This is a genomic window from Vibrio porteresiae DSM 19223, from assembly GCF_024347055.1.
In the GTDB taxonomy this organism is placed as follows: Bacteria; Pseudomonadota; Gammaproteobacteria; order Enterobacterales; family Vibrionaceae; genus Vibrio; species Vibrio porteresiae.
The window spans coordinates 1,585,379-1,607,690 of the sequence record NZ_AP024896.1; the positions used below are offsets into that span (position 1 = coordinate 1,585,379).

Sequence of the window (22,312 nt, forward strand, 5' to 3'; positions counted from 1 at the left end):
CTAAATAAATGGAAATAGAACTCCATTATCATTTTTAAACAAAATAATACAATAGCCCTGTTCAAGATTTATCGGTTTACCAATGTCTATCACACCAATGATGTTAGATGGCCATTTCATACGATAAATCGTTCACTTTTATCAATGAGGTATAGGTCATGACTAACAACACACAACGAATTAATGCGTTACTCGATCGCGAAGAGATCCGCCAACTGCGTTTGCGTTACAGCCAGCTATTAGATGGCGGCCAAGCAGAGAAAATGGACGAAGTCTTTACTGAAGATGCAGAGGTGAAAGTGACAGTCGGGTCAATGAAAGGCATCGAACAAATCAAGCAGAGCCTAAAAGACGCCTACCATGCGTTCGATACCAAAAACCGTCAACATTTTCCATTTGTTCATGCGGTTACCAATCACACCATTACCTTAGTAGATGACAATCATGCTCATGGTAGCTGCTACCTACTTGATTTCGTGACCGACCGCGAACAAGGGCAACATCCCTTCCTTCTGCTAGGTCACTATGTTGATCAGTATGTTCGTGTCAACGGCGAATGGCGCATTGCTCATAGCGAACTGGATGTCGTTTGGCCTGAACAGTAATTCCGCCACTCCAAATTTCAGCTAAAAGAGTCTCCTTCATGAATAAGCATAATATGGCACTGCCAAACAGTTTTACGCGTGTATTCGCTCAAAACAGATTATCGATAGGACTGCTCACTCCTGTCGAAGCGTATCCCAACTCGCCATTTCCGACGCTGGCACAGCACCAAAGCATCGCAAAATTAGCAGAAGATGCTGGGTTTGCTAGCATCTGGCTGCGGGATGTCCCTTTTTACGATCCAAGCTTTGGTGATGCGGCACAATTGCTTGATCCTTTTGTTTATGCGGGATTTTTAAGTGCCGTAACCCAAGAGATCACCTTAGGAACAGCAGGTATCGTGCTGCCATTGCGTGACCCGATTTCCGTTGCCAAGCAAGCGGCTTCTGTCGACATGCTGACCAATGGGCGTTTCGTTTTAGGGCTATCAACTGGCGATCGCCCGACCGAATACCCAGCCTTTGGCGTAGCGTTTGATGAACGTGCTGAACGTTATCGAGATTCCATCGAGATGATCCAACGCTTACATACGGAACATTACCCACGCATGAAGAGTCAGTTTTACGGTGCATTAACCGGAAATCTTGATCTGCATCCGAAACCAGTCAATGGCAGAATCCCGATGATGGCAGTAGGTCGTTCACGTCAACCGATTGAGTGGTTAGCAAAGAATATGGATGCTTGGATTTGGTCTGTGGATGATGAACGCGCCATTCAAGAGATCAACGCCTCTCTCGCTATTGCAGCGGGTGATAAAGCGCCCCCAAAATATGGCTATGCGACCTTTTTTGATTTAGCCGCGAATCCTGATGCCCCTTACCAACGTTTCTATAATGTGGTGCGAATCGGGCGTCATGCTCTTATTGAACGTCTACTTAAACATCAAGAACTTGGAGTAAGTCATATTGCTCTAAACCTCAAACCTTCACAGCGCAGCGCGCAAGACGTCATTGATGAAATGGGTGATCACGTTCTACCCGCGTTACAACGCGGGTAGCAGCAGACGTGACTCAGTAAATGATAGTGGTGAATGGATTCCGTTCACCACTATCTCATAGACGAGTTTAAGCCTCGTTCACCTGATCTCGCCCAACCTGCAAGACTTTCATCACTTCAAGAGAGTGTTCAAGATAACGATAACATTGCGCTAAATCGTTCTCTTTAAACATCTGATTAAAGTCTTGGAACTCATACACCATATGATTATCAGCATGGTTTAAGTTGAACGTCTGTACCTCTTGGCCTTTTAAGCCAAGCTCAAATGATGCCGCCACATTCGGAATACCTTGGATCGCTAGGTATCCTTTATCGCCCTGCACCACGAAACGCCCTTCACTGTCAGAATCTTTCGCGCCAGCGCACATCGAGATAGCTTTCTCGTGTTGCATCACAACCACACCCGACATATCAATACCATTAAAACCACGGTTGAAGGTGTACTGAATCGAGGTTGGCGCCCCCAACATAAAACAAGCTAAGTGAATGTTATAGATATTAATATCGTACAACGCACCGCCCGATGCTTTCGGGTCAAACGCTGGGTGGACTTCCCCTTGTAAATAGGCAGCATAACGACTAGATAGCTGTGAATAGTTACCTTGCACCAATTTAATATCGCCAATCAAGGGCAACTTTTCTCTAAATAACTTTACGTTAGGTGAATGAATATTGGTGATCGCTTCAAACAAAAATAGGCCTTTTTGTTTTGCCGTATCCATCAAGCTAGTCAGCTCTTCCGCCGTTGTGGTAAATGGCTTTTCGCACACCACATGCTTATTGGCATTCAATGCCTGCAAGGCATAATCAAAGTGCATGTTATTGGGAATGCCGATATAGATAAAATCAATCTGGCTATCCGTCAGCATGCTTGCGTAATCAGTATACAGTTTGTTAATCGCATATTGATCACACAGCTGTTGCCCTTTGGTTTTGCTCGCTTCGCGAACGCACAACGCTTCACACACTACGTCATCGATTTGTGCCAAAGCATCCAAACACATGTTGACGATGTTACCTGCACCTACCACACCTATACGCATAAAAACTTACCTTCACTTACATTCACGGATACGTTAAGTGCCAATATCCAACATATTAAGGCATAAGTCAATGTAAGTTATCAACACCACTTACAAACCAGTATAAAGATAAAAATAGTGCACAATCACTTACAAAACCTTATGATAATCGGCAAAAGTAAGTGATGAGTAAGAATAAGATGACCCAAGATGAGCGTTTAATTGAACTAGCAACCTACATTCGTAATCATGGCAAAGTGACTTTAGAGTTTATCTGTGAACACTTTAATATCTCTTATGATTCAGCACGCCGCGACCTAGTGAAATTAGGCGCTCAGCCAGGGATCTTGCGTATTCGCGGTGGGGCGATTCTTAACGAAAGCAAAAGCTATCTCTCCTTTTCTCAACGCAATGAACCCGACCCTGTCAAACAACAACTGGCAGAATATGGCGCGTCCCTTATTGAAAAAAATGACATTGTTTTCTTAGATGCGGGCACCACCAACAGCTTACTGGCGGGTTATCTCGATGTGGAATCGAGTGTGATTACCAACTCTCTTGAGTGTGTGAATGAACTGATCAACAAAACGCAAATTCGTAAATGCGTACTTGGCGGCGGGTTTGATGATTATTCCCATACTATTTTGGGCGAAATGACCATTGAGCATATTCGAAAATATCGCGCCAACCGCGCGTTTATTGGCGTCAGCGCGCTCTCGGACGCAGGGATAACCACCAATAGCGAGATGGATGCACGGCTTAAACTCGCCATGGCAGAGCAATCGACTCAAGTGATCTGTATTAGCACATCAGCTAAGTTCAATACCCAGCTAATGTATCAATCTTGTGGTTGGGAGCATATTGATTGCCTAATCGTCGACAAAAAACCGCCCCAAAATCTGCTTGAACAAATTGAACAACATGACGTGGAATTGATTGTGCTTAATCACTAACGTGCAGTTGTCCAAAGCAGGCCACCGTTGAATATCACAGTCGGCTATGATTCCAACAAAGAAGATGCTTACACACCTTCTTTGTTGAACTAGTCATTGCTAGGCAATGAAACCATCCACACCTTTAAATGAAGAGTAACCATCATCAACCATTACCGTCGAACCGTTGATAGCACTGGCCTCTGGAAGTGACAACAGATAAATCGCATTTGCAATTTCAGTGGGTTCTATGATGCGACCTTTCATGTGCAGTTTGCTGCCAATTTCTTCAATCGGTTTATCAATCATGCCTGTTTTGACCCAGCCAGGAGCAACGGAAAGCACTCTAACCCCGTAAGGAGATAATTCACGAGCCATCGCTTGAGTCGCCATGCGCACGCCACCTTTACTCGCGTGATAACCAATACTCTCTGTATTGGCAATAGCACCGCAAATTGAGCCCACGTTGATAATAACGCCGGATTTGTTTGCTGCCATAACTTTACCCGCAAACTGACACAATTGGATGGTTCCCATGAGATTGACTTGGATCGTGCGGAAGATATCTTCTAAGTCAGCTTCTATGAGATCAACTCGTTGCCCCACGATCCCAGCAACGTTAGCCAGAACATCAATGGTACCAAACTTGTTAACCGCGAGATCAATAGCCGCCTGACATTGCTCTGTATTACCTACGTTGCATTCAATGAACTCAACTTCACCAAAGGTTTTCAATTCTGCCATCGCTTGCTCGATAATTTCTGGTTTATCGATACTTGCAATCACCACTTTATCGCCGTTAACAAGATATTTCTTCGCTGTTTCAAAGCCAATACCGCGTGTGCCACCGGTAACAACAACGACTTTATTCATAACTTAATCCTCAAAGTCAGCATAATCTACCCGTGACTATGTGGATATTGACACAAGGAATAAAGACCACTTAATTCCGAAGTGATAGGCTTTATTTTCCATAATCGAACATAAGCGGCTTACGAGACCCACCTATAATTTAAATTTTCCAACCAACTCGTGCATGTTTATGGCCAGATTTCGAAACTCTTCTGCAGTGCGCAATTGGCCTTTCGCTTCTTCGGTCAGTTGATTAGCAATATCATTGATTTGTTGGGTATTTTTAGTGATATCTTCACAAACGAACGACTGCTCTTCTGTCGCGGTTGCAATCTGAATTGAGGTTCCCTTAATCTCATCAATTGAGCCAGCTAACTTGATCAAACTGTCGCTAGCTAGATTCGCCTGTTCCACCGCATCTCCAGTCATGTTTCGACTGTTTTCCATCACGGATGTCGCTTGTTGCGTTGTTTGTTGTAACTCGTGGATCATCTGCTGAATTTCTTCCGTAGACGCAGTGGTTTTCTGGGACAAATTACGGACTTCATCGGCTACCACCGCAAATCCACGCCCATGTTCACCAGCACGAGCCGCCTCAATTGCCGCGTTCAGAGCGAGCAAGTTAGTTTGTTCAGCAATGCCTTGGATAGTGGTCAGAATGGTGGTGATCTGCTGAGTGTTGGTATTCAATTTACCAATGATATTGCTGGTCGTTTCTACTTCTTTCGACAACGTTTCGATAGACTTACGGGTTGATTCTACGACCGTTTTACCCTCAGTACATGATGTCGAGCCCTGCTCAGCCACAACCGCTGCTTGTTCAGAATTAGAGGCTATTTCAGCGGTGGCTTTCGACATTTCACTGATTGCTTCGGTCACCAACGTGACTTTTTCCAATTGTCTTCCCGAATCCGCCTGCCATTGATGCGCCTTACCAGCAGCGTTATCCGCCATACCTTTTAGCTGAGTACTTAAGCTCACGACTTCTCGAATTAGGCTATTTAGCTTAGAAACAAAACTGTTAAATGCTAACGACAAATCGGCCACTTCATCATTACTTGAGACATCTAACTTCACGGTTAAATCACCATGCCCTTGAGAAATCTGACGCAGCACATTGGCAACACTACTGATTTGTGACGTGATCACCTTCGCTACATAAGAGGCCATCAAAATGAAGAGAATGACCAATGGAATAGCAATCGCAAACGTCACATAACTCTGTTTCACCGCAGCAGAATAAACCTCCGCCTTTGGCACTAACGCAACGAATCGCCAGCCGAGATATTTGGACGTAACCACTTGCCCCAAATAGTCTGTGCCATTGCGTTCAATGGTGAACAAGCCTTTAGGATGTGAAGCTAATAATTTGTAGAACGGAGCATCAATCGAGGTAACCGATTTAAAGGTGTTTTCTGGTTGAAGAGGGTCAACAAGGATATTGTCATTGTCTTCTATCAAGACAATAAAACCCTTTTCTCCGATGGTGATATTCTTAACGATTTCAGTTAGCTCATTGACCGATACGTCCAAACTTACCACGCCCATAAGCTGATTCTGGGCATTCTTAATGGCTTTGGCGATAGCAATATAGGTTGCGTCGTCCCCTTTCCAGTAATAAGCGTTGGTCATCACGGTTTTGCCATCCGCCTGCTTGGCTTTGATATACCAAGGCCTCACTCGAGGATCAAACGGTGATTTGAATACACTTCCCGGCCATTCAATGTAGGTTCCATCCTCACGCCCGGTATAAACATAGGCTAAGTTCTTATGCGCTTTCGCAAAACGGCCAAAGCTGACCCAAAGCTCCCCAGCCGAACCGGAGACATTTGCCCATCCTGAAAAGCCATCGACTTGAGCTTGAGTCACAAAACTGGGTGCCCCAGTAGGGTTTTGCATCGTAGGCATTGAAGAGAGGTAATCAATACTTTTCTTGGCATCATCAAAAAAGATATTAAACGCCTTATCCACTTGCACGATCTCTTTCGCACTCGACTTTTGAAACTGCTCGATCGCTGTATTGCTCACTTCATTAATTGAGTAGGCTGCCAAAATCGCCACAGGTGCCAAGACAGCAACCGTAAACGTTAGGATCAGTTTTGTCCGAATTTTCATAGCGCGTAACATCCTTTCAAAAAAGCAAAGACCATCATCTACCTAGCATTAAAAATAGACGCTTTTATTGAGGTCGTCAGGAATTCGCCGGGGATTAATCTCCTAAAGCACGAAAAAATGAAAAAAGGCATCATGGGATGCCCTTTATGAGTCAATTTGGGTTAGACAGGCTTAATTTGAAGAAGTAATACTATCAGCCGTGAACGTAGGATATTGACTTGGTTTGCCTTCATTAATATTGGTCAAAAAATTGCTGTCTTTAATCGGTACATTAGCACTGCCATAATCGTAAGTATTTAAATCATTGCGCAGTTCACTATTGGTCGTATTATCCCCATACATAGTGTACCAACTGACAATATCTGGCGTGACAAAACTGCCATAATCATTTTCTGCAACTTCACCACTTTTCGCAAAGCGCATAGCGTGAGTTAAAGCGCCATCTTTATGGTAGACAAACTTAATATGATTGCCGTCCGTGTCTAATTCAGAGATTGTTTTTGTGGTTAATGAACCGTGTGCGCTATAGCTTCCATGAGTTACTTCACCATTTTTGGTCCAAATGGCGACGTTCTCCCAATCGTGACGATGGCCGCTCTTAATTCCATCTAAAATCTGATCTTTTAAAAAATAGAGTGCATAAAAATGGGCACAATATTGGTCGCTAGATTCAGTAATACAGGCGTAGCGGTGATAGGTATTGGAAAGGTCGAGAAAATTGGAACTACGACAACCGCCCGTAATCGACCCGGTGGGATTGAGACCGCCATTTTGCGCACCTGTGCGACTAATACCTGCACTAGGTAAACATCCGTCACTATCAAAATCAAATACCGGAGCAATAGAATCAGCATCGACATTGTTAGGCAAAGCTTGATCAAGTTTGGCAAAATCATCTGCATAAGCAGGTAAAGTAAGCCCTGATAATGTCAAAGAGCAAAGAAGACAAATCGTATTTAATTTCATGAGTTCTCCTACGTGAAACATCGTTAATGGGCCGAAGCATAAATTACCGAAATATCCATCATCTACATCCACTGTATTTGATGTCGATTTAGTTAACGGTATTCACATGACACTTTAATGAAAATAAATAATATCGCTTGAACCAATGACTCGATTATTTCATAAAATTAATATTAGACTGGATAATAATAAATAATATTTAACAGTGAGATTGAATAGCACTGGTTATATTTTCAATGCGTTAAACAATATAAATTTACCGTCTACCAGCCGATTAAAACATTGTCTAGCGATTCGATCCCTAGGTATTCTCAGTCTAATACCTAGGGTAAACTTCAATCACTTCAATGAAGCAAGTAGCACCTTGATATCCTCGCGCCTACCCATATCACCAATTTTATATTTAGGATTGATTGGCAAGTCTAATGCGCGCTGCAATATCTTAATCGCTTGCTCTTTCTCCCCTTGAGATGCGAGAAAATCAGCATAGAAATACAACGTTGAACTGTTATTAGGGTTGCGCTTAACCCCTTTCTCCAAAAACTGAGCTGCGAGGTCATCATCACCAAAGCTCAGTGGCCACCCCGGAGCACGATAATATAGTGCGCCCAACGTCACATAAGGTGCGCCATTTAATGCTTCCGGATCCATCTCAAGAGCCTGTTCAATGATCTCTTTTGATTTATCGATTAACTTCAGGGCTTGAGATAGCCCTGACACACCTGCAAGTGAAGCAATATTAATACCCCAGAGCGCCTGAATATCCGCATCGTTGGGATATTGATTGTGCAATTGATATAACTCATCAACTAAAGCAGAGAAACAAGGTGGTTGCTTTTCTTTCTCGGTTTGATATTGGCACTTAGACCATTGCACTTCATAAGGATAGGTATCTACGGTTCCTGCATAACTGTGAGCTGCAAATACGGCACTTAACGCACCAATAAGACGCACAAATCCGGTCGCCAATGGCAGGCCTGTGTCCGAAGATTTTTTATTGTGGATTGGGAAACTCAAGTCCATACCCTTACTTGCTTAACATTGGGAATACGATAATAAAAATGCACCGTGACGGAGCAATGACAGTCGCTCATAACTTGGCACATTAACGCTAACTCAATAATCTCTTTATTGTTCATCATAGGAGACTTGGGTATCGTAGCCAGATTGCTTGTCATAATCAAAATGGAATCGAATGAAATTACGTGTTGTTCCCGAGCTTTACTGCACTGATATTCATACCAGTGTCGAATTTTTTATCCATGTTTTGGGATTTGAAATTAAATATCAACGACCAGAAGAACACTTTGCCTATTTAACTCGTTCTGGCGTTGATCTCATGCTCGAGGGGCTATCCAGTCCGAGTCGAAAATGGATCACGCAAGAACTAGAGGCGCCATTCGGACGCGGCATCAACTTTCAATGGGATGTAGACAATATCGATAGTATGTATGCCGATATTTTAAAGAGAGCGCCTGATTCCATATATTTACCGATGGAGAGCAAAGGTTATCAGGTAAAAGAAGAGCTTGTTATCCAAAAACAATTTATTATCCAAGTCCCTGACGGATATTTATTTCGTTTTTGCCAAGACGATATTCGCTAACCCTATTTTTATGCTTGTTTTTATGATTAAGTGCGGCTTAATCGAGTTGCTTTACATCAACCAACGCCGCACCACTATGAAATACACCTTTGGTATCGTTAGGGTTATACAGCGCGCAACGCTCCAAAGATAAACACCCGCAATGGATACAGCTCCCTAATTGGGTTTGTAGTGCCTTTAAACTTTGAATCCGCATCTCGAGAAGATCATTCCACGATCGCGCTAACTGTTCCCACTCTTCCTTACTTGGTGCTTGGTGTTTGGGCAGTTGCTCCAGCGCATCGGCAATCTCATTAAGCGTTAACCCCACATTCTGCGCAGCCTTGATAAACGCGATGCGTCTCAGGATATGTTGGCTATAGCGCCGCTGATTTGCTGCTGTGCGATGGCTAAATATCAGTCCCTTTGACTCATAAAAATGCAATGTCGCAACACTTACGCCTGAACGCTTCGCCACTTGGCCCACACTCATTTCCATTTGCTCTCTCCATTTTGCCATTTACCCCTTGACCTCAAGTTAACATGAGGAATTAGGCTTCAACCATAACCGCAACATTAACCCGTTGTAAAGATTCAAACTATGGAAGCAGCGTAAGGCTAGGGATCAAACATGACTATGTATTTTGACTTTGTGAAAGCACTACTCAGCAAAAACGAACAAGGCCAGGTGCTCATTGCCGTAAAAGAGCAAGGCCCTGTGGCACGAGTGATTTCTCGCATCGGGAAACTGGCCGTTTTGCTCGGTGTTATCTCGTTCTTATGGGGGTGTGTTAACGCTTTGATGCAGCCATAGCAACATAAATAAATGTTTAACCTCGCATCTCATTACTTATTAACGACTTTGGTCACTCTCAACGGAATCACATTATGAACTTTACCTTTACTTCGAGTACTCGGCCTTATCTAACGGGGCTATTTTTTGATGGCATTTCCTCCGGCATGTTTATGATGGCAGTACCTTGGATGATGCTATCAAAGCCTAACATGGGCTCGTTTGTCGCCATGGTGGCACTCACCTGCACGGTTTTATCGTTTCTTCTGACACCTGTTTTCGCTACTTTTATTGACCGCTTTTCGAGAAAACAGTTGTTGATTTGGGTACAAGTCGTGCAAGCTACCACCGCCGCCTTAGTGGCTGTCTTCTATGGATTAGGGATTGAATCTCAATGGATATTGGCCGCCGCACAACTGATTTTTTGGGTTTCAAATAACCTCGGCTGGTCAAGCAACGGCGCCTTTACCCAAGAAAACTTTGAACCCTACGAATACGCTGCACTATCAGGAAAACAAGAGATCATCATGCAAACCACCACCCTTGGCTCGGGTGCGTTGGGCGTGATGCTATTAGAAATGTGGGGGATGTTTGAGTTTTCATGCCTTGCCGCGCTAGCTTCAACTATTGCCAGTATCAGCTACATTGTCACCCCTTACCGACGCCAACTGAGCCAGTCCATCGCCAGCTCTTTTGTCACTCAAATCAAAGAGAGTCGCACCATTATTGCCTGCAAACCGCGCTTTTTTGCCTTTGTGATGCTGTCGGCATTAAGCTACCCCATTCTCACTTTCCTAAGTAAATTGGTGCCTATTTGGTTTGCAGAAACAGGCGTATCAGGCAGTTGGTTCGCGGGATACAACATCGCGTTTGCTTTGGGATCACTAGTCACTGGACTTCTCGTCGGAAGATTACTCGGCTTAAGCTCACACCCAAAAATCATGATTGGCGCGATGAGCATCGCCAGTGTCATGTTACTGGGTATGAGCCTTTCCCCTTACCCACAAATACTACTCGCGTTTACCTTTTTCTTTGGCACTTTCAACGCATTAAATCGCATCGCTCGCACCAATTGGATGCACCATGTGATCGATATTCAGCAGCGCGGACGAGCCGATGGTATGCTGCAAATGTTCAGCACACTCGCGCAAAGCATCAGTTATGTGGCGATAGCTTATTTAAGCCATTTTGGCATCACGCAACTCGGCTTTTACCTCGCTGCGGCGGTGATGGCAACTGCAGTGATCGTCATGATGCGTTTACTCAAAAACCCCGAGTTCAACATCAGTCCAGCACAAGCCTAATAAAGCGCTAAGATTCCGACTGTTTCAGTTTGGCAAAATATTGCGCGGGTGGTTTGCCGACCGATTTTTTAAACATGGTGATAAAGGCAGTCACCGACTGATAACCCAGATAGTCAGCCACGCGCTGCACTGGGTAGTCTTCTGACAGCTGGTGCATCGCGATGATCAGGTGCAACTGCTGTCGCCAACGACCAAAAGTAATGCCGGTTTCTTGTTTAAAAAGTCGTGCCAGCGAGCGCTCACTCATCGCCACTGCCATTCCCCATTCTGCTAAAGTGCGGCGGTCGGCAGGATTATCAAACAGCTCTTTGGCGATCCTTTTCAAGCGAGGATCATCGGGATTGGGTAGGGATAGATGCTCGATCGGCATTTTGCCCAACTCTTCGAGTAACACCAATGCCTTACGAACTACACTAAGGTCGTCACTGTAATCATGGGGCTGCTCACTCATATCCAAAATCAGTTCACGAACCAGCGGCGAAATAGACAAGGTGCAACCGGATTGAGGCAGCGACGCCATGTCTGGACGGACAAACAGATAGCAAATTTGCGCATTGGCAGTGGCATTGACTCGGTGTAATACGCCTTTGGGAATCCACACCGCACATTGTGGTGGTACGATCACAGTTGATTGCGGTAGCTGACAGGTCACTCCGCCCTTTAACGCGAACACAAGCTGTCCCATCGTATGCTGATGAATAGGCACTTCACTCTGCTTGTCTTTTACGTTTTCGCGCAGTGCAATCACTGGCGAACCATGATGCTCATGATCAAACTGATTAATGGTTTCGAGTAAAGAAGATTTGTCGTTGAACATGTTGTCATAATTTAGCGATTTTTTGTCATAATATAAAAATTATCACTATGCGACAAATGATAAGGTGATAACAGTTACTTCGACCAAGAGTCCCTTAAATGAACCATCAAGCGACTGACAAGAAAAGCTTGTCATCACTGTTTTTGATCATTGGCTTGCTGCTGATTGCCTGCAATCTGCGCGCTCCCTTTACCGGCATAGCACCAGTACTCGATACCATTCAATCTGCTTTTTCTCTTTCCGCGTATCAAACTGGGCTGCTGACTACTCTACCGCTGTTATGCTTTGCGGTGATTTCTCCGTTTGTGGCTCGGTTAGAAAAGCGATTTGGCCTCAACACCACACTACTCACGGCGTTGACTCTACTTATGATCGGCATCGTGACTCGCTCTCTAGGTTGGGTTTCCAGTTTGTATTTGGGCACATTGCTGACGGGTGCAGGTATCGCTGTAGGGAACACACTACTGCCGAGTTTAGTGAAACAAAATTTCCCGCATAAAGTGGCAAACACCACGGGTCTGTGTGGTCTGTTTATGGGCGTATCCGCGGGTGTTGCTTCAGCTACCATCGTTCCGCTCGAGCTTTGGAGCGGCTGGCAAGTGGCTTTGGGATCCACCATGATCTTACCCGTGTTGGCAACGCTAGTTTGGTGCACTCAATTAAATGTGCAAACCTACCATGCTAAACCGGCAACGTCGGCAGAGGATCATAAGCCCATTTGGCAGTCACCGCTGGCATGGCAAATCACTCTATTTATGGGCATCAACTCGCTGCTTTATTACATATTAATTGCTTGGTTACCTTCCATCTTGGCAGACGCAGGCTTTTCAACTTTGGAAGCAGGTTCAGTACATGGTCTGATGCAAATGGCATCGGCTCTCCCAGGACTTTTTCTTGGACCAATCGTAAGCAGGATGAAGAACCAAGTCATCATTGCGATCATCATGAGCGCACTGATCAGCGTGGGTTTAATCGGTCTTTGGATTGCACCTAAAGAAGCTGCCATTTGGGTCTCTTGCTTTGGTGCTGGCTCGGGCGGTGTCATATTATTAGCGTTTATGTTTATTGGCTTTCGCACGACGAGCACTTTGCAAGCCACACAGCTTTCGGGAATGGCGCAAGGTGTTGGTTACCTGCTGGCAGCGTTAGGCCCAACTCTTGTGGGCACGTTGCATAATCTTACCCATTCTTGGAGTGCCATGTTGATCATTGCCACTTTGTTATCACTCGTCATGCTGTCTAATGGCGCTTTAGCCGGACGCACGCGCACCATTCATTTAAAAGCGGCAGAAGCGTTAAATGGATAGTGAAACAGCGGCAAGTTAACGCGGCTTTATATCAAGCATAAAGATAAAAAAGCAGAGGAAATCCTCTGCTTTTACTTTTCTCATCATAAATTCATCATGCGTGAGTGACTGCCTTGCCACCGATATATAAGGTGTGACCATTGAATTCAACACGGTGCAAATTGCCGTGAAACTCACTGATATAGCTGTTATCAGTCAAGATCCAAGTACTTGAATCATCCATCGTCACAGAGAGCGACTGAGCAGCCATCCCCTGACGATTAATCGCGCCCGTATAATGAGACGAAGCGGTCATACTCAAATTCAGCTGGGAAATGGTATCGACGAGAATATCGCCTGTTATGGTTTGATGAGTGAGATTAAAACCACAAATGCCGCCATTATGCCCCTGAGCTCCCCAGCCATTCTGATGGTGATTTCCAGAAACACGAAGAAGCAAAGAATTGGGGGCTAACGTCACCGCCACATTGTGCAAGTTAACGACACTATCAGTATTGGTCACATAGAACATATCACCACTGCGTGCCGTTAAGTCACCGCCATTCATAGTAAATTTGCTCATACCATCTTGCGCATCACCCGACATGCTTTGATACAGCATGACATTACGCACGACGTCATCGCCATCTCTACCCTGCGGATCGCGCATATGACCTGTTAAGTGAGAGTTATTTAAGGTCACAGAATTAAAGCCTTCAATCACCACCGCTTCAGAGTCGTTAGCCGTTAAATTCGCATTGTTAACATGAATATCCGCGGTACTGTAGATGGCTGGCGCGCCCATGCTGCCTTGGGTAGTATATTCTCCACCATTAACAAAGAGTTGGCCGCCCCCACGATCGCTACGAATCGCTGCTTTAACCGTCGTATGAACATTAAGGTTATCTGCGTACAACACGCCTCCACCAGCCACTTCGATACCACCCGCATTACCGCCAGAGACCTGCACCTGAGTATTACGGATATGAATGATGGCATTACCATAAGCAAACACGCCATTGGCACCTTCTGCATTGGCGACAATTCGACCACCATTAATATCTAAGTTGGCGTGATCTTTCACCAATACTGCGGCGTTAAGGCCGTAGAAACTCGAACCTTCATTACTACTCGCACGCCCAGTATTCTTCACGATCGTCACCCCATTGAGAGTGGCGCTTGTATCGCCTTGAGCACGAATCACGTTCTCATCATTACGACCGGAAGAGTAAGTACCGCCATCGATGCGTTCGCCATCTGCCACAATGTACGCCGCTGTACCAAACTCCGCTTTCGGACCGCCAGGTTGGAAACCACCCGGAGGCGGTGGCATACGATTATCGGGGTGTGGTGGCATACCTTCAGGAGGTAGTGGCGGTGGCCCACCTTGTGGGTCAACAACAAAAGGTCCTATCGCCGGCGTTAATATCCGCGCATCAATCATCGGCTGCCCATCAGGCCCTGGCGCACAACCCGTTAATGAGGCCAACCCACATAATATAAACCATGATTTTTTCATCAATGATGCCTCTACCTATTCGACGTCTTTTCGCAATTGTCACTGTCAACATCTAAGCGTTAGACATTGGCTATTCCGTCATCATCCAAGCGACAGCAACGATGTTGATTCACTCTCAAGATGACCTAGATATGACTTTTTACGATTGTCGAAACTTCGTTAAGAGACAGCAACCATCTTCACATTGATTTACCTGAACTTACTTTTACAACAATCGTCATGTCCGGTATCAACCCAAGAAAGTCATCGCCATTTGGCCCCGAGAATTCATTAAATTAGCTCATAAGTATAATTAAAATTTCCCCATTAATTCACCCGGCCTATTCCCTTACACTGTACCGACAGCTCATCACATGCTCAGTGAAACCGTGAAACAGCGAAACTCAGTGAGGCGAATAAAAAATCGCCACTCACATTGAAAAGCCCGTACCAAAGCGCCATATCTGTTACATCAACATCGAGCATTCAACACAGTGGCAAAGAATTTAGGCAGGGTCTGAACAGTAACCACTCATCAACCTTAAAGCGATCAGTTGATCGCTCGTCTTTTGCTCTAACGCACTCTTAACTCAGGTGAAATAGTTCAAATATGCAAGACAACAAATCGACATTAGTGCAAGAAAACTGTGCTAATGAAACCCAAGAAGCACAAGCAAAGCCAATGCATTCTCGCCGTAAAGTGAAAACCGCTTTCTATTCTTTGTCGGCCATCGTTGCCGGATTATGGGGTTACTTGCAGCAACCGCAATACGTTTCACCCAAAGTCACTAAGCAAGATTATCAAGGTAAGTATTACGATGGTGCCTTTCATAATCCAACCGTGAGTGATGCGCCCAAGGTTGAAAGCAGTTCGATGGGCATCATGTATCGTTTTCTCTTTGAGAAAGATAAAGATGCGATTCCATTGCACGATATTCCTTCGCAAAAAACCAATTTGCATACTCTGGATAAATCACAAAACGTTATCGTTTGGATGGGGCATTCTTCCTACTTCGTTCAACTCGCAGGTAAACGCTTTCTCATCGATCCTGTCTTTAGTGACAATGCGTCTCCCATACCGAAAACTAACGTCGTTTTTGAGGGGAGCAATGTCTATCACGCAGACGATATTCCAGAAATTGATTACCTGCTGATCACCCACGATCACTGGGATCACCTTGATTATCCAAGCATTGCCGCTCTGAAATCGAAAATCCATCAGATCATTACGCCTATCGGTGTGGGTTCTTATTTCCGTCAATGGGGATTTGATGAACAGCACATCTTCGAGGGTGATTGGTACAGTGCATTTAAAGCCGATGGCTTGAAAATTCATATTTTGCCATCGCACCATTTTTCAGGTCGCATGCTTAAACGTAACCCAACTCTGTGGAGCTCATTTGGCATCGAAACGGCGCAACATAAACTCTATTTTGGCGGTGACAGTGGCTATGCAAGCCACTTTAAAGAGATAGCGGCTAAAGTCGGCGCATTCGATATTGCGGTACTCGAGGATGGTCAATACGACAAAGATTGGCCCGATATCCATATGACCCCAGAGCAAACCGCACAAGCAGCGGCGGATCTTAAAGCCAAAGCGCTCATTCCCTCGCACAACAGCAAATTTAAACTCGCGCATCATACTTGGTATGACCCACTCGATCGCATTACCGAAGCCAGTCGCGAGCATGAATTTCGCCTGATGACACCCATGATTGGTGAAACCATCTTGGTTGATAACCCGCAACAAGAATTTAGCCAGTGGTGGAAAGGCGAAGAAGGCGCTTAAATTCATGCTCAACATCAGAGCGTAACAACAAATAGAGCCGCATCATGCGGCTCTATTTATTGAAGTTAACTTAGACTATAGAACGTGCTACTTCACCACCGCATCCAACAACTCATCGTCGGCAATTTCTGGAATGGTCACTTTTAAACGGGGTTCGATTTCCATCGCCCGTTTGATGGCGAACATTGCGCCGTCGTTTCTTGCCCAGCTGCGGCGAGAAATACCGTTGTTCACATCCCAGTGCAGCATAGAGGTCAATCGGGTATCGCACTCGGCTGAGCCGTCTAGCACCATACCAAAACCGCCGTTGGTCACTTCGCCCCAACCCACACCACCACCGTTATGGATACTCACCCACGTTGCGCCGCGGAAAGAGTCGCCAATCACGTTTTGAATCGCCATATCGGCAGTGAATTTTGAACCATCATAGATGTTTGAGGTTTCGCGATAAGGCGAATCGGTACCCGATACATCGTGGTGATCGCGGCCTAAAACGACAGGGCCAGACAACACGCCCTCTTTGACTGCTTTGTTAAACGCTGCCGCGATTTTGATGCGCCCTTCAGCGTCGGCATAAAGAATACGCGCTTGCGAACCGACCACCAGCTTGTTGGCTTTGGCTTGTTTGATCCAAAGTAGGTTATCGGAGATTTGCTGACGAATCTCTTCAGGCGCGTGTTCCAGCATCTCTTCTAGCACCTGAGCGGCAATTTGGTCAGTGGTATCCAAATCTTTAGGGTCAGACGATGCACACACCCAGCGGAACGGGCCAAAGCCGTAATCAAAACACATCGGGCCCATAATATCTTGCACGTAAGACGGATATTTAAAGGTGCCATCCGCTTGCATAATGTCCGCGCCAGCGCGGCTCGATTCTAGCAAGAACGCATTCCCGTAATCGAAGAAATACATGCCTTTGGCGGTCAATTTATTGATGGCCGCCACATGACGCTGCAAGGTTGCCTGCACTGCCGCTTTAAATGCCGCAGGATCGTTTGCCATCAAGTCGTTTGACTCTTCAAAGCTGTAACCGACTGGGTAGTAACCACCCGCCCATGGGTTATGCAGTGAGGTTTGGTCAGAGCCTAGGTCAACCGTTAGATCTTCATCAACAAGGCGTTCCCACAAATCAACGATGTTACCTAAGTACGCCAGTGAGACTGGTTTGTTCTCTTCCACCGCACGGTGAATACGAGTAATCAGCTCATCCAAATCAGGATGCACTTCATCCACCCAACCTTGTTCATGACGTTTGTACGCTGCTTTCGGATTCACTTCCGCCACCACACCGATGGTTTTGGCAATCACGGCTGCTTTGGGTTGTGCGCCACTCATACCACCCAGACCAGAGGTAACAAAAATAGGTAACTTACTGGTATCACGGTCTTTTTTCATGCGAACCGCATTCAGCACGGTAATGGTAGTGCCGTGCACAATGCCTTGTGGGCCGATGTACATAAACGAACCAGCGGTCATCTGCCCATACTGAGTCACGCCAAGGGCATTAAAACGCTCCCAATCATCCGGTTTGGAGTAGTTCGGAATCATCATCCCGTTAGTCACTACCACACGCGGCGCATTAGGATGGGAAGGATAAAGCCCCATTGGATGACCGGAATAAAGCACCAGCGTCTGTTCATCCGTCATTTCCGCTAGGTATTTCATGGTGAGGCGATATTGCGCCCAGTTAGAGAATACCGAGCCATTGCCACCATAGGTGATCAGCTCTTGTGGGTGCTGAGCAATCGCTTCATCCAAGTTATTGCTTAACATCAACATGATCGCAGCCGCCTGTTTGGACTGATGAGGGAACTCATCAATCGAACGTGCAGTAATTTTGTAGTCAGGCATCAAACGATACATGTAGATGCGGCCATAGGCTTCGAGCTCTGCATAAAACTCTTGCGCCAATAGCTCATGATGTTTTTTATCGAAGTAACGCAGGGCGTTTTTAATCGCCAGTTTTTTCTCTTCCGCGGTTAAAATCTCTTTGCGTTTTGGCGCATGGCTTAGATTCTCGTTACGCTCACGTTTCGGTGGCAAAACGTCAGGGATCCCTTCTAAAATCATTTCCTTAAAAGTCATACTGCTTACCTTATCCTTTGTTACTCAGGTGTGATTATCGATAGTGAATTAGGCCAGATGGTCGGCCGCTAGTAGAGAAGCGATGATCTTCTGTAACACCGCGCCAACGCACTGCTGTTTATCACTATCGAGCACATAGTCATTGGGTTGGCCTTCTGTATTGGCAAAGTCGGCCAAATAGGTCGCTTGCGATAATTCAAGCTGCAGAGCATGAACATGCTGCTCTGGCTGACCAAAGTGGCGCGTAATGTAGCCGCCTTTAAAGCGTCCGTTACACACATGGGTGTAAGGGCTTTGGCTAACGATCTCTGCAGCGTTATTCAGCAGCTGCGCGGCACAGGAAAGGCCACCATTATTGCCAAAGTTAAAATCGGGCAACGTGCCTTCAAACAGCATTGGCACTTGCGCAGCAATACTGTGCGCATCAAACAAAATTGCATAACCAAAGCGAGCTTTAATGCGCTCTAATTCGCTGGCGATTTGCTGATGATAAGGATGCCAAATCTGCGCTTTGATCTGCTCTTTGGTTGCATCACTTAACCCTTTGCCTTCGAGAAACACCGGTGCATCGGCAAACAAAATATCGGGAAATAATCCGGTCGTTTTGGTGGTGTAGAGCGGCTTATCATCGACAGGGCGATTTAAATCCACCACAAAACGAGAATAGTTAGCACTGATGATACTGACATTGAGCGAGCGTAAAAACACATACAGCTCTGGCATGTACCAGTCGGTATCTGGCAATTTTTTTGCAGCATCGGTCAGTGTCTCTTCCATGCCAGGTAAAAGCTGCGTACCACAATGGGGCATGCTTACTAACAGCTGGCTATCACCAGCCGTAAAACAAAATGGGTCGTTGATCTTAAGTGACATGAGCCACCTCCCCTGCTTTAACTCGCGTTTTTAAAAGCTCGCCACCTAACCAATAGCTAAGCTCTCCCGGACTTTCGACATCCCAACAGATGAAATCGGCGGTTTTACCCACACTGAGCGAGCCGTGAGTTTGCTCCAAACCAAGCGCTTTCGCAGCATGAATCGTAGCACCAGCAAGTGCTTCTTCCGGTGTAAAACCGAACAACGTGCACGCCATATTCATCATTAAACGCAGCGATAGCACAGGCGATGTGCCAGGGTTGGCGTCCGTAGCAATCGCCATCGGTACGTGATAATCACGCAGTAAATTGACCGGTGGTTGCTGAGTTTCTCTTAATGTGAAATAGGCACCGGGCAGAAGCACCGCCACCGTACCAGAGCTCGCCATAGCGGCAATGTCGGCTTCGGTCATGTATTCAAGATGGTCTGCCGATAAGGCGTGATATTGTGCGGCCAGTTGCGTGCCGCCAAACGACGACAACTGCTCAGAGTGAATCTTCACGGGCAGCCCCAAACCTTGCGCGGTTTGGAAATAACGTTCGACTTGGGCTGGAGTAAACGCAATCCCTTCGCAAAAAGCATCAACCGCATCGGCTAAGCCTGATTGTGCAATCGCGGGCAGCACTTCAGCACATAAATAGTCGATATACGCATCGGCTTTGCCTTGGTATTCGGCAGGTAAAGCGTGCGCGGCAAGACAAGTGGTTTGCACATCAACCGGAAAATGCTCAGCCAGCGAACGGGCGACTTGCAGCATTTTAAGTTCATGTTCCAGAGATAAACCGTAGCCGGATTTCACTTCTACCGTGGTAACACCATCTTTAATGAGTGAACGCAAACGGCGCGCTGCAGATGCGAGCAGTTGTTCATCGCTCTCTTCACGGGTTGCTTTGACTGACGCTGCAATACCGCCGCCCTGCTCGGCTATTTGTTTATAACTCACGCCATTGAGGCGCTGTTCAAATTCGCCAGCACGGTTACCGCCAAACACCAAATGAGTGTGACAGTCGATCAAGCCGGGTGTAACCCACCCGCCTTGTAAATCGTGTTTTGTATCGCAGGTATGAACAGGCAATGCGTTCGCTTTACCCAACCATGCAATTTTGCCACCGATAACGCCAATGGCCGCATCGGTAACCGTGTTGTATTGACCGTCTTCCATGGTCGCAAGATGAAAGCCAACCCAAAGTGAATCAAAATGAATCTCTTGGTTCATGGTCTTTCTCCCTTACAGACTTGGCAGTAGATCCAACGGCATCAAGCGGTTATGCGCCGCTTCTGCAAGAAGCTCGGTGGCCTTTTCGATATCTGCCGCAAAATAACGGTCTTTATCGTAGAAAGGCACACGCGAACGCAGCTCGGCGCGCGCTTGCTCAAGCAATTCCGACGATTTCAATCCGGTACGAAAATCCATCCCTTGCACGGCAGCGAGAAGCTCGACCGCTAAAATGCCGCGAGTATTTTCCGACATATCTTTCAAACGGCGCGCCGCAAAGGTTGCCATCGACACATGGTCTTCTTGGTTAGCCGAGGTAGGTAAACTATCGACAGAAGCCGGATGAGCAAAGGTTTTGTTTTCACTTGCCAATGCGGCAGAGGTGACCTGAGCAATCATAAATCCTGAGTTCACCCCACCGTTGTTGACCAAAAATGGCGGCAACTTGCTTAAATTGCTGTCGATCAGCAGCGCCATACGGCGCTCAGATAAGCTACCAATTTCAGCAATTGCAAGGGCCAAGTTGTCTGCGGCAAACGCCACTGGCTCAGCATGGAAGTTACCACCGGAGATGATGTCACCATCATCTGCAAACACCAATGGGTTATCAGAAACAGAGTTGGATTCCACCAGTAACGTTCTGGCGGAATTACGAATTTGGTCCAAACAAGCACCCATTACCTGTGGCTGACAGCGCAGTGAGTATGGGTCTTGCACTTTTTCACAGTTGATATGGGAATCGCCCAAGCCACTGTGCTCAGACAACAGATGACGATACGCGCTCGCTGCATCAATTTGACCTTGATGACCGCGAACTTGATGGATGCGCGCATCGAATGGACGGCGACTGCCGAGCGCCGCTTCGACAGACAGTGAACCACACACAATCGCTGAAGCGTATAAATCTTCCGCGTGGAACAACCCTTCCAGCGCAAACGCCGTCGATGCTTGAGTACCGTTCAATAGCGCCAAGCCTTCTTTCGGGGCAAGTTTAATCGGCTCCATTCCCGCAATCGCAAGCGCAGCTTGACCCGAAATGATTTCGCCCTTGTAGCGTGCTTTCCCTTCACCCAGTAACACCGCACTCATGTGCGCTAACGGGGCCAAATCGCCAGACGCGCCTACTGAGCCTTTTTGGGGAATACATGGGTAGATTTCTTTATTGATCAGCGTGATAAGCGCTTCAATGACGGAAAGGCGAATACCAGAGAAACCGCGAGCCAAGCTGTTGACTTTGAGTGTCATCACTAACTTCACGGTCGCATCGTTCATCAGTTCGCCTGTGCCAGCAGCATGTGACAACACGATACTACGCTGCAACTCATCCAAATCTTCAGTAGCGATACGAGTGTTGGCTAAAAGACCAAAGCCGGTGTTGATACCATACACCGCTCTATCTTCTGCGATGATGTCGTTCACCACTTGAGTACTCGCGTGAATACCTGCGATCGCTTGTTGATCCAGTGACAATTTGACTTTACCACGACTGATCTGACGCAACTGCGCCAGCGTCAATTCTCCAGGCACTAGAGTTAGTTCGAGCATTGACCTACGTTCTCCATAACACAAACACGAAATTG

General features: G+C 46.2%; 20 protein-coding genes. 8 read left to right on the forward strand and 12 right to left on the reverse strand.

The features are described 5' to 3' along the window. Nucleotides 1-158 precede the first annotated feature (158 nt). Both OCV11_RS23785 and OCV11_RS23790 read left to right on the forward strand, forming a co-directional pair. Entirely contained in the window at nucleotides 159-605 is a 447-nt protein-coding gene (locus tag OCV11_RS23785) for a nuclear transport factor 2 family protein (RefSeq protein ID WP_261896928.1), read from the forward strand. Nucleotides 606-643: 38 nt separating this feature from the next. Then, nucleotides 644-1,600 carry a TIGR03571 family LLM class oxidoreductase gene (locus OCV11_RS23790; RefSeq protein ID WP_261896929.1) on the forward strand — a complete coding sequence of 319 codons (957 nt, stop codon included), beginning with the start codon at nucleotides 644-646 and terminating at the stop codon, nucleotides 1,598-1,600. 67 nt (nucleotides 1,601-1,667) lie between these two features. Here OCV11_RS23790 and OCV11_RS23795 read toward each other — a convergent pair whose 3' ends face one another. Next, nucleotides 1,668-2,642 (reverse strand): Gfo/Idh/MocA family protein, encoded by a 975-nt coding sequence (locus OCV11_RS23795; RefSeq protein WP_261896930.1) that lies wholly within the window; start codon nucleotides 2,640-2,642, stop codon nucleotides 1,668-1,670. Nucleotides 2,643-2,806: 164 nt separating this feature from the next. On the opposite strand from OCV11_RS23795, the gene OCV11_RS23800 reads away from it, so the two are divergent. After that, nucleotides 2,807-3,574 (forward strand): DeoR/GlpR family DNA-binding transcription regulator, encoded by a 768-nt coding sequence (locus OCV11_RS23800; protein WP_261896931.1) that lies wholly within the window; start codon nucleotides 2,807-2,809, stop codon nucleotides 3,572-3,574. A gap of 99 nt (nucleotides 3,575-3,673) precedes the next feature. Here the strand turns inward: OCV11_RS23800 and OCV11_RS23805 are convergent, their stop codons facing one another. The 4 genes from OCV11_RS23805 to OCV11_RS23820 form a co-directional block, all read right to left on the reverse strand. Further along, nucleotides 3,674-4,426: an SDR family NAD(P)-dependent oxidoreductase gene (locus OCV11_RS23805; RefSeq protein ID WP_261896932.1), complete on the reverse strand. Its 753-nt coding sequence runs from the start codon at nucleotides 4,424-4,426 to the stop codon at nucleotides 3,674-3,676. A gap of 132 nt (nucleotides 4,427-4,558) precedes the next feature. Then, on the reverse strand, nucleotides 4,559-6,520 hold the full coding sequence (locus OCV11_RS23810; protein ID WP_261896933.1) for a methyl-accepting chemotaxis protein: 1,962 nt from the start codon (nucleotides 6,518-6,520) through the stop codon (nucleotides 4,559-4,561). Between the two features lie 171 nt (nucleotides 6,521-6,691). Further along, on the reverse strand, nucleotides 6,692-7,486 hold the full coding sequence (locus tag OCV11_RS23815; RefSeq protein ID WP_261896934.1) for an NPP1 family protein: 795 nt from the start codon (nucleotides 7,484-7,486) through the stop codon (nucleotides 6,692-6,694). Nucleotides 7,487-7,825: 339 nt separating this feature from the next. Next, nucleotides 7,826-8,509, reverse strand: coding sequence for a tetratricopeptide repeat protein (locus OCV11_RS23820; RefSeq protein WP_261896935.1), 684 nt, complete (start codon nucleotides 8,507-8,509; stop codon nucleotides 7,826-7,828). Nucleotides 8,510-8,681: 172 nt separating this feature from the next. On the opposite strand from OCV11_RS23820, the gene OCV11_RS23825 reads away from it, so the two are divergent. Next, complete coding sequence (locus OCV11_RS23825; RefSeq protein ID WP_261896936.1) at nucleotides 8,682-9,092, forward strand: bleomycin resistance protein; 411 nt, start codon at nucleotides 8,682-8,684, stop codon at nucleotides 9,090-9,092. A 37-nt stretch (nucleotides 9,093-9,129) separates the two neighbouring features. Here the strand turns inward: OCV11_RS23825 and soxR are convergent, their stop codons facing one another. Next, the gene (soxR, locus tag OCV11_RS23830; protein ID WP_261896937.1) at nucleotides 9,130-9,570 is read right to left on the reverse strand and encodes a redox-sensitive transcriptional activator SoxR; all 441 of its coding nucleotides are present in this window, start codon (nucleotides 9,568-9,570) and stop codon (nucleotides 9,130-9,132) included. A 132-nt stretch (nucleotides 9,571-9,702) separates the two neighbouring features. On the opposite strand from soxR, the gene OCV11_RS23835 reads away from it, so the two are divergent. Continuing rightward, on the forward strand, nucleotides 9,703-9,885 hold the full coding sequence (locus tag OCV11_RS23835) for a hypothetical protein (protein WP_261896938.1): 183 nt from the start codon (nucleotides 9,703-9,705) through the stop codon (nucleotides 9,883-9,885). Between the two features lie 74 nt (nucleotides 9,886-9,959). Further along, the gene (locus tag OCV11_RS23840; protein ID WP_261896939.1) at nucleotides 9,960-11,168 is read left to right on the forward strand and encodes an MFS transporter; all 1,209 of its coding nucleotides are present in this window, start codon (nucleotides 9,960-9,962) and stop codon (nucleotides 11,166-11,168) included. A gap of 7 nt (nucleotides 11,169-11,175) precedes the next feature. Here OCV11_RS23840 and OCV11_RS23845 read toward each other — a convergent pair whose 3' ends face one another. Further along, nucleotides 11,176-11,985 (reverse strand): AraC family transcriptional regulator, encoded by an 810-nt coding sequence (locus OCV11_RS23845; protein WP_261896940.1) that lies wholly within the window; start codon nucleotides 11,983-11,985, stop codon nucleotides 11,176-11,178. A gap of 98 nt (nucleotides 11,986-12,083) precedes the next feature. Between OCV11_RS23845 and OCV11_RS23850 the strand changes: the two genes are divergently transcribed. Beyond that, a complete protein-coding gene (locus OCV11_RS23850) occupies nucleotides 12,084-13,292 on the forward strand; it encodes an MFS transporter (protein ID WP_261896941.1) in 1,209 nt (402 codons plus the stop codon). Nucleotides 13,293-13,386: 94 nt separating this feature from the next. Here the strand turns inward: OCV11_RS23850 and OCV11_RS23855 are convergent, their stop codons facing one another. Beyond that, on the reverse strand, nucleotides 13,387-14,790 hold the full coding sequence (locus tag OCV11_RS23855) for a hypothetical protein (RefSeq protein WP_261896942.1): 1,404 nt from the start codon (nucleotides 14,788-14,790) through the stop codon (nucleotides 13,387-13,389). A 589-nt stretch (nucleotides 14,791-15,379) separates the two neighbouring features. Between OCV11_RS23855 and OCV11_RS23860 the strand changes: the two genes are divergently transcribed. Further along, nucleotides 15,380-16,558 carry an MBL fold metallo-hydrolase gene (locus OCV11_RS23860; RefSeq protein WP_261896943.1) on the forward strand — a complete coding sequence of 393 codons (1,179 nt, stop codon included), beginning with the start codon at nucleotides 15,380-15,382 and terminating at the stop codon, nucleotides 16,556-16,558. An 87-nt stretch (nucleotides 16,559-16,645) separates the two neighbouring features. Here OCV11_RS23860 and OCV11_RS23865 read toward each other — a convergent pair whose 3' ends face one another. The 4 genes from OCV11_RS23865 to hutH are packed head-to-tail and all read right to left on the reverse strand — an operon-like array spanning nucleotide 16,646 to nucleotide 22,277. After that, nucleotides 16,646-18,643, reverse strand: a complete 1,998-nt coding sequence (locus OCV11_RS23865; protein WP_261896944.1) for a urocanate hydratase — start codon at nucleotides 18,641-18,643, stop codon at nucleotides 16,646-16,648. A 48-nt stretch (nucleotides 18,644-18,691) separates the two neighbouring features. Beyond that, nucleotides 18,692-19,516 carry an N-formylglutamate deformylase gene (gene hutG, locus OCV11_RS23870; protein ID WP_261896945.1) on the reverse strand — a complete coding sequence of 275 codons (825 nt, stop codon included), beginning with the start codon at nucleotides 19,514-19,516 and terminating at the stop codon, nucleotides 18,692-18,694. Continuing rightward, nucleotides 19,506-20,732, reverse strand: a complete 1,227-nt coding sequence (hutI, locus tag OCV11_RS23875; RefSeq protein WP_261896946.1) for an imidazolonepropionase — start codon at nucleotides 20,730-20,732, stop codon at nucleotides 19,506-19,508. Before hutI ends, hutG begins: the two co-directional genes overlap by 11 nt. 12 nt (nucleotides 20,733-20,744) lie before the next feature. Beyond that, nucleotides 20,745-22,277 carry a histidine ammonia-lyase gene (hutH, locus tag OCV11_RS23880; protein WP_261896947.1) on the reverse strand — a complete coding sequence of 511 codons (1,533 nt, stop codon included), beginning with the start codon at nucleotides 22,275-22,277 and terminating at the stop codon, nucleotides 20,745-20,747. Nucleotides 22,278-22,312 lie beyond the last annotated feature (35 nt).

Bases quoted from the DNA above. Each gene is read 5' to 3' on its own strand.
- OCV11_RS23800 (WP_261896931.1), top strand. From the start codon at position 2,807: ATGAGTAAGAATAAGATGACCCAAGATGAGCGTTTAATTGAACTAGCA.
- hutH (WP_261896947.1), bottom strand. From the start codon at position 22,277: ATGCTCGAACTAACTCTAGTGCCTGGAGAATTGACGCTGGCGCAGTTG.
- OCV11_RS23850 (WP_261896941.1), top strand. From the start codon at position 12,084: ATGAACCATCAAGCGACTGACAAGAAAAGCTTGTCATCACTGTTTTTG.
- OCV11_RS23815 (WP_261896934.1), bottom strand. From the start codon at position 7,486: ATGAAATTAAATACGATTTGTCTTCTTTGCTCTTTGACATTATCAGGG.
- OCV11_RS23860 (WP_261896943.1), top strand. From the start codon at position 15,380: ATGCAAGACAACAAATCGACATTAGTGCAAGAAAACTGTGCTAATGAA.
- OCV11_RS23835 (WP_261896938.1), top strand. From the start codon at position 9,703: ATGACTATGTATTTTGACTTTGTGAAAGCACTACTCAGCAAAAACGAA.
- hutI (WP_261896946.1), bottom strand. From the start codon at position 20,732: ATGAACCAAGAGATTCATTTTGATTCACTTTGGGTTGGCTTTCATCTT.
- OCV11_RS23790 (WP_261896929.1), top strand. From the start codon at position 644: ATGAATAAGCATAATATGGCACTGCCAAACAGTTTTACGCGTGTATTC.
- OCV11_RS23845 (WP_261896940.1), bottom strand. From the start codon at position 11,985: ATGTTCAACGACAAATCTTCTTTACTCGAAACCATTAATCAGTTTGAT.
- soxR (WP_261896937.1), bottom strand. From the start codon at position 9,570: ATGGAAATGAGTGTGGGCCAAGTGGCGAAGCGTTCAGGCGTAAGTGTT.
- OCV11_RS23855 (WP_261896942.1), bottom strand. From the start codon at position 14,790: ATGAAAAAATCATGGTTTATATTATGTGGGTTGGCCTCATTAACGGGT.
- hutG (WP_261896945.1), bottom strand. From the start codon at position 19,516: ATGTCACTTAAGATCAACGACCCATTTTGTTTTACGGCTGGTGATAGC.
- OCV11_RS23795 (WP_261896930.1), bottom strand. From the start codon at position 2,642: ATGCGTATAGGTGTGGTAGGTGCAGGTAACATCGTCAACATGTGTTTG.
- OCV11_RS23785 (WP_261896928.1), top strand. From the start codon at position 159: ATGACTAACAACACACAACGAATTAATGCGTTACTCGATCGCGAAGAG.
- OCV11_RS23810 (WP_261896933.1), bottom strand. From the start codon at position 6,520: ATGAAAATTCGGACAAAACTGATCCTAACGTTTACGGTTGCTGTCTTG.
- OCV11_RS23820 (WP_261896935.1), bottom strand. From the start codon at position 8,509: ATGGACTTGAGTTTCCCAATCCACAATAAAAAATCTTCGGACACAGGC.
- OCV11_RS23825 (WP_261896936.1), top strand. From the start codon at position 8,682: ATGAAATTACGTGTTGTTCCCGAGCTTTACTGCACTGATATTCATACC.
- OCV11_RS23840 (WP_261896939.1), top strand. From the start codon at position 9,960: ATGAACTTTACCTTTACTTCGAGTACTCGGCCTTATCTAACGGGGCTA.
- OCV11_RS23805 (WP_261896932.1), bottom strand. From the start codon at position 4,426: ATGAATAAAGTCGTTGTTGTTACCGGTGGCACACGCGGTATTGGCTTT.
- OCV11_RS23865 (WP_261896944.1), bottom strand. From the start codon at position 18,643: ATGACTTTTAAGGAAATGATTTTAGAAGGGATCCCTGACGTTTTGCCA.